The 11,181-nt window shown below is 37.7% G+C and carries 11 protein-coding genes; 3 read left to right on the top strand and 8 right to left on the bottom strand.

Features of this window, described 5'->3' with window-relative positions:
• Window positions 1-415 precede the first annotated feature (415 nt).
• The 6 genes from LRP81_RS22485 to LRP81_RS22510 form a co-directional block, all read right to left on the bottom strand.
• On the bottom strand, window positions 416-751 hold the full coding sequence (locus LRP81_RS22485) for a YxeA family protein (RefSeq protein ID WP_230505321.1): 336 nt from the start codon (window positions 749-751) through the stop codon (window positions 416-418).
• Window positions 752-767: 16 nt separating this feature from the next.
• Window positions 768-2,654 (bottom strand): FtsX-like permease family protein, encoded by a 1,887-nt coding sequence (locus LRP81_RS22490; RefSeq protein ID WP_230505323.1) that lies wholly within the window; start codon window positions 2,652-2,654, stop codon window positions 768-770.
• Entirely contained in the window at window positions 2,651-3,418 is a 768-nt protein-coding gene (locus LRP81_RS22495; RefSeq protein ID WP_230505324.1) for an ABC transporter ATP-binding protein, read from the bottom strand. The genes LRP81_RS22490 and LRP81_RS22495 overlap by 4 nt, the downstream gene beginning before the upstream one ends.
• Before the next feature lie 180 nt (window positions 3,419-3,598).
• The gene (locus tag LRP81_RS22500) at window positions 3,599-4,642 is read right to left on the bottom strand and encodes a sensor histidine kinase (protein WP_230505326.1); all 1,044 of its coding nucleotides are present in this window, start codon (window positions 4,640-4,642) and stop codon (window positions 3,599-3,601) included.
• Between the two features lie 10 nt (window positions 4,643-4,652).
• Window positions 4,653-5,336, bottom strand: coding sequence for a response regulator transcription factor (locus LRP81_RS22505; protein ID WP_317987115.1), 684 nt, complete (start codon window positions 5,334-5,336; stop codon window positions 4,653-4,655).
• 87 nt (window positions 5,337-5,423) lie between these two features.
• Entirely contained in the window at window positions 5,424-5,795 is a 372-nt protein-coding gene (locus tag LRP81_RS22510; RefSeq protein ID WP_230505330.1) for an iron chaperone, read from the bottom strand.
• A gap of 121 nt (window positions 5,796-5,916) precedes the next feature.
• On the opposite strand from LRP81_RS22510, the gene LRP81_RS22515 reads away from it, so the two are divergent.
• Complete coding sequence (locus tag LRP81_RS22515; RefSeq protein WP_230505331.1) at window positions 5,917-6,804, top strand: cation diffusion facilitator family transporter; 888 nt, start codon at window positions 5,917-5,919, stop codon at window positions 6,802-6,804.
• A gap of 49 nt (window positions 6,805-6,853) precedes the next feature.
• On the opposite strand, the gene LRP81_RS22520 is transcribed toward LRP81_RS22515, so the two are convergent.
• Window positions 6,854-7,294 (bottom strand): disulfide oxidoreductase, encoded by a 441-nt coding sequence (locus LRP81_RS22520; RefSeq protein ID WP_230505334.1) that lies wholly within the window; start codon window positions 7,292-7,294, stop codon window positions 6,854-6,856.
• Entirely contained in the window at window positions 7,294-7,968 is a 675-nt protein-coding gene (locus LRP81_RS22525) for a DsbA family protein (RefSeq protein WP_230505336.1), read from the bottom strand. The genes LRP81_RS22520 and LRP81_RS22525 overlap by 1 nt, the downstream gene beginning before the upstream one ends.
• A 206-nt stretch (window positions 7,969-8,174) precedes the next feature.
• Here LRP81_RS22525 and LRP81_RS22530 point away from each other — a divergent pair, with 206 nt between their 5' ends.
• Window positions 8,175-8,543: an ArsR/SmtB family transcription factor gene (locus LRP81_RS22530; protein ID WP_230505338.1), complete on the top strand. Its 369-nt coding sequence runs from the start codon at window positions 8,175-8,177 to the stop codon at window positions 8,541-8,543.
• A complete protein-coding gene (locus tag LRP81_RS22535) occupies window positions 8,536-10,659 on the top strand; it encodes a heavy metal translocating P-type ATPase (RefSeq protein WP_230505340.1) in 2,124 nt (707 codons plus the stop codon). The genes LRP81_RS22530 and LRP81_RS22535 overlap by 8 nt, the downstream gene beginning before the upstream one ends.
• The last annotated feature ends 522 nt before the right edge of the window (window positions 10,660-11,181 follow it).

Consider the following 11,181-nt stretch of genomic DNA (forward strand, 5'->3'; position numbering starts at 1 on the left):
CTAACCGCAAGAAAACTTGTGCGATTGGTGGATGCGCTACTACGTAGTCACCAACTCTTTACGCCTGAAAGGGGCGTGAAAGAATGACGTAAGAAACGTCATCGCTATCCTTAATTAAAATCCCAGTAAATGACATCTAGTTGCTGGATTAGTTTCGTGATGTCTTTTTTAAGCAAATTGACCTTTGATAACTTCATATTCTTTTATTTTTCAGTTGACATATTACCGCAGGTCTTTTTTCGTTAGACGCAAAAGCTAGTTGGGAGGTTTCAGTTTTTCGTTACAAAATTTGTAAAGAGAGTTGATATGTGCGTTTCCTTCCTTAAAGAGGGTCAAATATCGGTGAAGTAAAAAACGACCAGCCTCGTTTATGTTATCGAAGCTGGTCATTTTATTCTAGAGGTTTTCTGATAAATCACAGCAAATTGGACACACCATTTGGCAAATCTTCCTCTTCTATAATTTCAAATCCCTCTGTATAAGCACCCTTAGCCGATACTTTTACATAAGTACCTTCTGCTAAAACTGTACTCGTTGTAAACGTTACCTTTTTAGTTTTTCCATCGGCATTATACCCCTCTATTTGATACTTGAACCTTCCGTCATTGTCCTCTGGAGATCCTTTTATTTGGACGTATACATGCTCTTGGATAATAAAAGGATTATATCTGTCCAAGCTCTCTTTAAAAATGGTATAGCCACCAAAAGCTACCGCACTAAGAAGTAAGATGGAGATTAGTATTTTTTTCATTCTTTTTCGCCCCTTTTTATATAACACTTTTTACAATCTTGCGATAATAGCTGACCGTTAATATCGCAAAAAGTAAGTAGATGATCACGTACACACTTATCCCTATCAAAGATGGAAAAATGATACTTGAAATTACCATAACTGAACCGACCTTTAATGCGAAGATTGCGTGCAACAAGCCTATTACTAATGGAATGCAATATACATAGATTTGTTTGAGGACAATGCCTTGCATTAATTGATTTTCACTAAAACCAAGCTGACGCAGCGTCTTATAATACTGCCTTTCTTGCTCTGCTTCTGTCATTTGTTTAAAATACAGGATGCTTCCAGTAGAGATCAAAAATACTAAACCTAAGAATGCTGTTACAAAAATGAACAGTCCGTTCATTTGAATTGCTCCTTGATACATGGAGTAGTAATCTGTCATCAACCGTTCTTGTGGTAATAGTGCGTATATATCTGAAGCTTTTTCTCGTTCTCCATCCTTTTCTATTTGGAAGGTATCATATACAATGTTGAGAGCCTCTTCGTCGGTAAATTCTGCTGCAAGTTTCCCAAACATGTCTTCTGAAATCACAAGCTGGTCCCCATAAAAAGAAACATTCATGACGTTTTTCAGCACCGTATCTGTTATGAGAAGAGTTTCAGCATTACCCAAATGAACATCTTTTTGATCTTTGTCATTCATTCCCTCTATAAGTGCTCGTGAATTGTAGTAAACAGCTTCACCGTTTGGGGGTACCTCTACATTTATACCAGCCTTTTGCAATTGTTCAGCTGGAAATAACAAGATAACTCGCTCTTGCTCCGATATGTTCCCCGTCAGTTGGAGAGATTCGATTTGGTAGTGGTGATAGGTTACATCTTCTTTATCTAGGTTCAACAGGAATGATTGAGCCGTTGCTTCCATATTTTCCATTGCAAAATCAAACGGCATGGAGAGCCTGCTGTCATTTTCTACTGAATAATACAAAGAGTAGGCTAGTGATACCATCGTAATGGTCATCGCAGACAATACAGTGATAAGCGTAAGAGAATTCGCATTCCCCTTCATTCTATGCATCAGTGTTGCAATAGACAGACTGTTCTTTAATCCCAGGTTTCCATTCCTTTTTTTTCGATACTGATAAAATAGCCAACCTATTGTAACTCGAAATAACAAATACGTTCCTAATATAGTGGAACTAAGCACAAGTAACATATTTTGCAATAATGTTTCTATGTCATCAAGCATGATTCCTGATACATAATAACCGAAACTTATTAGTCCTACACTTACTATTACGAGTAATCCAGAAAACATCGTATTCGGTTTTTTTATTGGGTCTTTTTGTTTTTCTGCGCGAAACAAATCTAATAAACTGTTGCGGGAAACCAATCGAATAATCTGAGTTATTGTAATGACCATTAACATAGTAAAAACAACGACCGTTTGTATAGTAGCGGTGAGTGAAAATGGCAGTCCTGCAACAGTCTCTATCCCAATAAGCTTTATGAGGACAACGAGGAAGAACCTTGATAATAGAGCACCCATAGCCATACCAAGTAGTAAGGAACCAAATCCTAATACCACTTGTTCCAGGATAAGAAAGCGAGTAACCCATGATTTTGAGAGGCCAATCATTTGGTAAAGACCAATCTCCTGGCTTCTCCGCCTGAGAAAAATACTATTAGCATAAATAGTGAACACAATGATAATGACGATAAGTAGAATCCCTGCCGCCAAAAATGCATTAGAAAATCCGGATGTAAGATCCGTCATTTCTGCCACAGCAGGATCATGCTGCAAGGTCGCGAAAATGTAATAAAGACTTATGCTGAATATCATGGAAAAGAAATAGAGATAATAGAGCTTAATGTTTTTCTTCATACTACGGAGAAACAATTTACTTGTTGTCATTCATGATTTCCCCCAAGCACCGTTTGCACGTCCATAATCTCTTTAAAGAATGTTTCTCTTGATTTATTCCCACGATACAGCTCCGAGAATATCTTCCCGTCTTTAATGAATACAACCCGACTACAATAACTTGAAGCAACCGGATCATGGGTTACCATTACAATTGTCACACTTTTCACTTCGTTAATATCCGCTAGCTTTTCTAATAATAGAGAAGCGGCTTTAGAGTCTAAAGCACCTGTAGGCTCATCAGCAAATACAATGGAAGGCGTATGAATGAGTGCACGTGCAGCGGAGGTTCGTTGCTTTTGGCCTCCAGAAATTTCAGAAGGATACTTATTCGCTAGCTCCTTTATATCTAAAATTTCTGCAATACTATTAAATGCTTCCTCCACTTCGCTATCATTTTTTTTCATTAAGGAAACAGGTAAAAGGATATTTTCTTTAACAGTTAGAGTGTCAAGTAGATTGTAATCCTGAAAAATAAATCCTAGACTCGTGCGACGAACTTTCGAAAGATCTTTATCCTTTAATGTAGAAACATCAGTCCCATTGATCAAAATGTTTCCACCAGAGGCTCGATCAATAGTTGCTAACGTATTTAGCAAAGTCGTCTTACCAGAACCCGATGGACCCATAATTCCGACAAAATCGCCCTCTAACACACGAAGATCTATTCCTTTTAACACTTGTTGAGCATTTCCTTTTGCTCCATATGATTTATAAACACCTTGCGCGTTTAATACTGTCTTTTGTGAATTCATGTTAATCTCCCATCTCGTATTAATATGTCCTTATTATAATTGGATTTCTACTCGTCGGTCGCAAGTTTCAGATGACAAACAGTTGATCTAATGTGATAATTTTGTCACATTAGATGCAAAAACGATAAAAAGCCACAGAAAGGGGAAATGTTATCCCTTTTACCTGTGGCTTTTTAATTGTTATTGTACCATCGTTCGTCTTATTGCCTCTGTCTGATCCTCTCTCAAGAAAGTCATATACATGGCCGTTCCTTCTCCATAGGTAGATTCTACATCCAAGGTGATGCTCAATTTATTCGCTACAGCTTGCGCAAGATATAGTCCGATGCCAGTAGCCGAATTCTGAATCCGTCCATTTTCACCAGTGAATCCCTTATCAAAAATACGAGGAAGATCGTGCTCTTGAATACCTGGTCCTTCGTCATGTATTCCCAACCAAACTGCCCCATTACTCTTTCTTCCAAGTGTTATACGTATTGTTCCCTCTTCAGGACTGTACTTAATAGCGTTAGTCATGAGTTGTCTGATGATGAATCTACACCACTTTCTATCTGTTACTACAATCGGAACTTCTACATCACTGTCTATTTGTACATTCATATTTTTTTCCATACACCAAGATGCCAAATCACGAATCTCTTCTTTTAAAAGATCCTCCATTTTCACCTGCTCCACTACATAGTCCGCTTCCAGTGTTGGAAGTCGTGTAATATACAGCTGCCTATCAATAAGTAAATGCAACCTTAGCCAATTTGTTTCTATCTTTTGAGCTAATCTGTCACTTCTATTGGAATCTATGGTAATCTTCATAGCAGTTAGAGGTGCCTTTATTTCATGAATCCATGATGTAATATAATCATTTTCCATTAATTGCGTTTTCTTCACATCATGAAATCTCTTTTTGTAAAAATCATCTGTATTTCTCATTAACTCCACTATCATTTTATCGGGAAATGAATAGTTAGCATCTGGCAAAGCTTCGACCCAACTTTCACCTATTTCTTCCTTTAATGTTTGAAGCTTATACATAAATGCTGTTTCTTTTTTATAACGCCAAATGAAAAATGCGAGGAAGATAATGAGAAAAAGAACATTGAGATACATTAAAGAAAACATACTAAAGGAGATGCCTTGATCGAATACGATAAGTGCGTTCGTTAACATAAGTAAGGAAGCAACTAAAAAAATCCAGCTCTTTTTATATGAAAGATATCGTAAGAACATTTCTATCCCCCTAAAGGGTAACTGCCATATACCCAATTCCTTTTTTTGTAATAATCCCTTCCGATATACCTAGTTGTGAAAGCTTTTGCCTTAACCGCGTGATATTAGCTGTGAGGGTGTTGTCATTAATAAATTGATCATCTTCCCAAAGCATTCTCATGATTTCATGACGTGAGACGATTTCATCATTTGATTTTACAAGCATATTTAATATAAAAAATTCATTCTTGGTCAAATCTATTTCTTTTCCGTCCTTACGAATAACCCCTCTTTTTTGATCAATCAATGCTTCGTTCCATGTTACTACATCTGTGGCTCCCTCTTCATATGCATATGTCCGACGAAGAATAGCATTAATTTTTGCCAATAACACTTCCATGTTAAAAGGTTTTTGTATATAATCGTCTGCCCCCATATTCATCGCCATGACCATATCCATTGGGTGATCTCTAGAAGAAAGAAACACAATAGGAACTTTTGATACAGCACGAATTTCTCTACACCAATGAAATCCATCATATTTAGGTAGTTGAATATCCATTATTACTAAATGAGGCTGAGTATGAATGAAAGAGCCCATCACATCTCCAAAATCATTTGGAGATGATACTTGAAAAGACCAATTGCTTAGTCCCTTTTTTAGCGCTTCTAATAAAAGACTATCATCCTCAACAATAAATATATTCATATCCATCACCTCGTTTATTTTCATTTACTCTAGAAAAAATGTCCATATTTCTAATGGAGAAATACAGACATTATTTTCATTTATATATCTAACCTATTTACGCCAGAAGGTTGTGCAATCTGCCTTATCCACTATATTAAACTCAATCATTTTCTTAAGTAAGTCATAGTCAAACGGACTGTTCCATTTAAAACGTACCAATTCCTTCGTATGATCAAAACCAGCTTCTTCAATTTCCTCTAAGAAATGGCTAATCCCTATTTGTTCAGGTGCAACTGCTACGTGCTTTTTGGACGCACTAAAGCCAATGATATACGTATCACGATCTGTAAACATAGGCTGATTCCACTTTACAACTGGTGAAAGTGATGGAAATTCTTCTGATACCCAAGTCAACAATTCTTCCATTCTCTCCCGGTGCTCTGGATTATCTACTTTTTTTAAAACTTCAGCAAAAACCTCCATGCTATTACCCTCCCGATATTAGTACTTAATTCTAGTATATAGGTTAGTCCAACAGTTTCATACTTTTCTCGCCCTTGTTGCATAATATTCGTATTAATTATTTTCGGAGAGGGAAAATCATATGAGTGCCAATCATCAGCATCATTCCAAAAATAAAAAAGCTTTAATGCTATCGTTTATTATTATCTTTACCTATATGTTTGTGGAAGTCATAGGCGGTATCTTAACCAATAGCCTTGCCTTACTTTCTGATGCAGGTCATATGCTCAGTGATGCAGTGGCATTAGGATTAAGCTATGTCGCACTTGCTTTTGGAGAGAAAAAGGCGACCTTAACAAAAACTTTTGGGTACAAACGATTTGAAATACTGGCAGCATTTATAAATGGACTTACGTTAATCGGAATTTCTGTTTACATATTTTACGAGGCATATAGACGAATTCAAGATCCGCCAGATGTAGTGAGTGGTGGGATGCTCACTATAGCTGTAATTGGACTAATAGTTAATATAATTGCTGCCTATATTCTCATGAGTGCGGACAAGGAACATAACTTAAATGTAAAAAGTGCTTTTTTACACGTTATCGGTGATTTGCTAGGTTCAGTTGGAGCTATTGTCGCTGCACTATTAATTCTGTTTTTCGGGTGGAATATGGCAGATCCGATAGCAAGTGTCGTGGTTGCAGTTCTCATTATCATTAGTGGTTACCGTGTGACAAGGGATTCTTTTCATATTTTAATGGAAGGAGCTCCAAGAAACTTAAAGGTGGAGGATATCAGGCATTCCCTTCTGCAAATTGATGGTGTGAAGGAAGTCCACGATCTTCACATTTGGTCGATAACATCTGAATTTCCTGCTTTAAGCTGCCATCTTGTCATTGATGATTCTATCTCTCATCAGAAAGCATTGGCTAAAGCTAACGAAATACTACAGCATACGTTTCACTTGAAGCATACTACTATTCAAATCGATCTTTTCGGGAGAGAGTGTGGGGATAATTGTAACTAAAAATAAAAACACTTGCTCAAGTTACCGATGCAAGTGTTTTTAATACATTCTATTTATTCGCTTTCTTTTCTTTAACCGTTAAGATCGTTAGGAAAAGAATAATGAGCGTAAAGGCAGTCCACGCCAAGAAAGGAATCGTCACAAATCCAAACCAATTGATGTATTGCGCATTACACGGGACACCATTCACACATGGTTTAATTTCTGCAAACCCTGGTACTTTTTGAACTAAATAATGATAGAAGGATATGAACCAGCCAATGATAGCCATTGGTAAGGCGAATTTTTTTGCCGACGTATCATTTTGAAAGGTCGATATCCCTAGTATCAAGGCTAGTGGATACATTAATATCCTTTGGTACCAGCATAATTCACAAGGGATAAATCCTCTTATTTCACTGAAATAGAGACTCCCTAGAGTGGCAATAATAGATACAAGCCAAGCCAAATATAAAAAGATGTTGTTAGAGGTTTCTTTAACTTGTTTCATTATTCGGTACCTTCTAGTTCTGACTCTATTAGCTCTTTCATTTTTTCATAATCGAAAGGATCTGCTAAAGCTTTATCATTTACCATAATGGTTGGAGTTTGAGCTATTTTAAACTCTTCCGTAAGTTCAGAGTCAAGGAGAACAGCATCAATAATTTCCTGACTATTTATATCTGCTCTGAATTGTTCAATATCGACGCCTTCTGTGTTGCTTGCCACCTCTACTAATTTTTCAGGTGTAATCCATAGAGCATCATGGTTTGCTGTAGGCTGTTCATCAAAAAGGGTTTTATGGAAATCCCAATACGCTTCTGGACTTTGCTTCCAAACAGCCTCTGCAGCTGCAGCCCCTAAGGCCGATTCTTGTCCATGAAAAAGAACATTAATATAGACAAATTTTACTTTCCCTGTATCTACATAATCATTTACCAATTGAGGGTAGAGATTTTCACCCCATGCCTTACATGCAGGACACTTAAAGTCACCAAATTCCACAATAGTTACAGGTGCATCTTCTTGGCCAAGGACAGGTTGCCCTTCTGTATTAGGTATATTTTCAAAGGATGTTTCGTCTTTTGCATTTGTTTGGGTAAGAACGACAATTGCTATTATCAGGGCAGCAACAATAAGAGTTACAATAACCAATATTTTTGCTGGATTATTTTTGTTTGCCATATAAACCTCTCCGTTTCTTACTGACTTTCCCTACTCATTCTATCAAAATACCATTTTTTATTCAAAAGAAGATTTGAATAAAATATGACAATTAAGGTTATTGCCCTTTTTTCTTTATTTTGTATCATTCAAAAAAATATTTGAATAACTTAATAGCATATATTATACTATAATCAAATGAACATTTGAATGAGAGGGGAATATCGATGTCAGTAAAGGATACGTGTGAGGTAACTTGCTTTGATGAAGAGAAGGTAAACAGAGTCCAATCAGAGGTCGGAAAAGAAGATATAAAAGGGGTTGCTAACATATTTAAAGCCCTTGCTGATGAGAATAGAGCTAAGATTTCCTATGCTTTATGTATAGAAAAAGAACTATGTGTTTGTGACATTGCCAATATCATTGGCTCATCTGTAGCAACTACCTCCCACCATTTACGAACATTATATAAACAAGGTGTTCTAAAGTTTAGAAAAGAAGGGAAAATGGCGTTTTACTCATTGGATGATGAGCATATCAGACAAATCCTTTTAATCACCTTGGAGCATCAGAAAGAAGGGAAAATGAATGAGTGAAGCAAAAGCAGTAGATGAAAAAGTCTATCGAGTGCAAGGATTTACTTGCGCTGGCTGCGCAAATAAATTTGAGAATAATGTAAAAGGCTTGCCAGGTGTTCAAGATGCAAAAGTAAACTTTGGCGCAGCAAAAATTACCATAACCGGAACAACTACTATTCAAGAGTTAGAAAAAGCCGGGTCTTTTGAAAATTTAAAGCTGCGTGATGAAAAGGAACAAAGACTAGAAACCATCCCTTTTTGGAAGCAAAAGGCCAACATAAAAGTGTACATTTCTGCTGTCCTTTTAATAGTCAGTTTTATCCTACAGTTTCAATATGGAGAAGGACATTGGATTCCTGTCGTTGGTTTTGGTGCCGCCATTGTAATTGGTGGCTATACACTGTTTATGCACGGACTTAAAAATCTAGTTCGATTGCAGTTTGATATGAATACGTTGATGACCATTGCCATCCTCGGCGCAGCAGCTATTGGCGAATGGGGGGAAGGCGCTGTTGTCGTTATTCTCTTTGCCATAAGTGAGGCACTGGAACGTTATTCTATGGACAAAGCCAGAAAATCGATTGAATCCTTAATGGATATTGCTCCAAAAGAAGCATTCATTCGCCGTGAGAATAAGGAAATGCTCATTTCAGTCGATGAAATCAAAATTGGCGATATCATGATTGTTAAACCAGGGCAGAAGTTGGCGATGGACGGAAAGGTTATAAAAGGAACCTCCACCTTAAACCAAGCTGCAATAACAGGAGAGAGTGTTCCTGTTATGAAGGCAACGGATGACGAAGTATTTGCAGGTACGCTTAATGGCGAAGGATTGCTAGAGGTGCTTGTCACCAAAAGAGTTGAGGATACAACTCTTGCAAAAATCATTCACCTTGTAGAAGAGGCCCAAGCTGAAAAAGCGCCATCCCAGCAATTTGTTGATAGATTTGCGAAATATTATACACCTGCCATTATCGTCATTGCCCTATTGTTAGTTGTTCTCCCCCCTCTTTTCCTCGGCGGAGAATGGAACGAATGGATATACCGCGGATTAACTGTTCTTGTTGTGGGTTGCCCTTGTGCACTAGTTATTTCTACACCTGTTTCTATCGTCACAGCGATAGGGAATGCTGCCAAAAATGGAGTTCTGATTAAAGGTGGCGTTTATTTAGAAGAAACTGGTCACTTAAAAGTAGTTGCTTTTGATAAAACTGGCACGTTAACAAAAGGAATTCCAGCTGTAACAGATATCGTCACTTTTGCAGACAACGAGAAAGAATTGCTGGCCATTACTGCAGCTATCGAGCATGGTTCTCAGCATCCACTTGCCTCTGCCATTACAAGAAAAGCAGAAGAGGACAAAGTAGATTACAAGGCAGTTCTAGTTGATGACTTTCAATCGCTTACTGGTAAAGGTGTGAAAGCCACTGTAAACGGTGAATTATACTATGTTGGTAGCCCCAAACTATTTTCCGAATTACATGGAAAGCTGGATTCTAGTACCGAAGAAAACATTGCAACATTACAAGAGCAAGGGAAAACGGTCATGATCCTTGGATCTCAAAATCAAATTTATCTTCTAATTGCCGTTGCCGATGAAGTCAGGGAAACCTCTCAAGCAGTTGTGAAAAAACTGAACCACCTTGGTGTTGAAACGGTGATGCTAACAGGTGACAATGAAAGAACCGCGAAAGCAATCGGAAGCCAGCTAGGTGTTAAGGATATTAAAGCAGACTTATTACCTGAAGATAAATTAAGCTTCATTAAGCAACTACGCGAAAAGCACGACCGGGTAGCAATGGTCGGTGATGGCGTGAATGACGCACCGGCACTTGCAGCATCCACAGTAGGAGTGGCCATGGGGGGAGCAGGCACTGATACCGCTCTTGAAACAGCAGATATTGCTCTAATGTCCGATGATTTAAGCAAATTACCATACACCATCAAATTAAGTCGCAAAGCACTAACTATAATTAAACAAAATATCACTTTTTCCCTAAGTATTAAGGTACTTGCATTACTGCTAATCATTCCAGGATGGCTTACTTTATGGATGGCGATTTTTGCAGATATGGGAGCAACCCTTTTAGTTACATTAAATAGTTTGCGATTATTGAAGGTGAATAAGGATTGATGTAATAAGTATGTTTGTATTGCAAAAGGTAATCTGTGTTAGTGTGAACAAACAGAGGCTTTGTAACGCGAACTTTGCGTGGATTCTTGATTTGTGTCCACTATACTTGGCTTTGCAACACGTACATTGTGTGGAAGTTTAATTTGTGTCCACTATACTTAGCTTTGCAACACGTACATTGTGTGGAAGCTTGATTTGTGTCCACTATACTTGGCTTTGCAACACGTACATTGCGCAGAAGCTTGATTAATGTCCACTATACTTGGCTTTGCAACACGTACATTGCGCAGAAGCTTGATTAATGTCCACTAAACTTAGCTTTGCAACACGTACATTGCGCAGAAGCTTGATTTGTGTCCACTATACTTAGCTTTGCAACACGTACATTGCGCAGAAGCTTGATTTGTGTCCACTATACTTTGCTTTGCAACACGTACATTGCGCTGATTCTTGATTTGTGTCCACTATACTTGGCTTTGCAACACGTAAATTGCGGAGAAGCTTGATTTGTGTCCACTATAC

The sequence above is a fragment of the Sutcliffiella rhizosphaerae genome, from assembly GCF_917563925.1.
Taxonomy (GTDB): domain Bacteria; phylum Bacillota; class Bacilli; order Bacillales; family Bacillaceae_I; genus Sutcliffiella_A; species Sutcliffiella_A rhizosphaerae.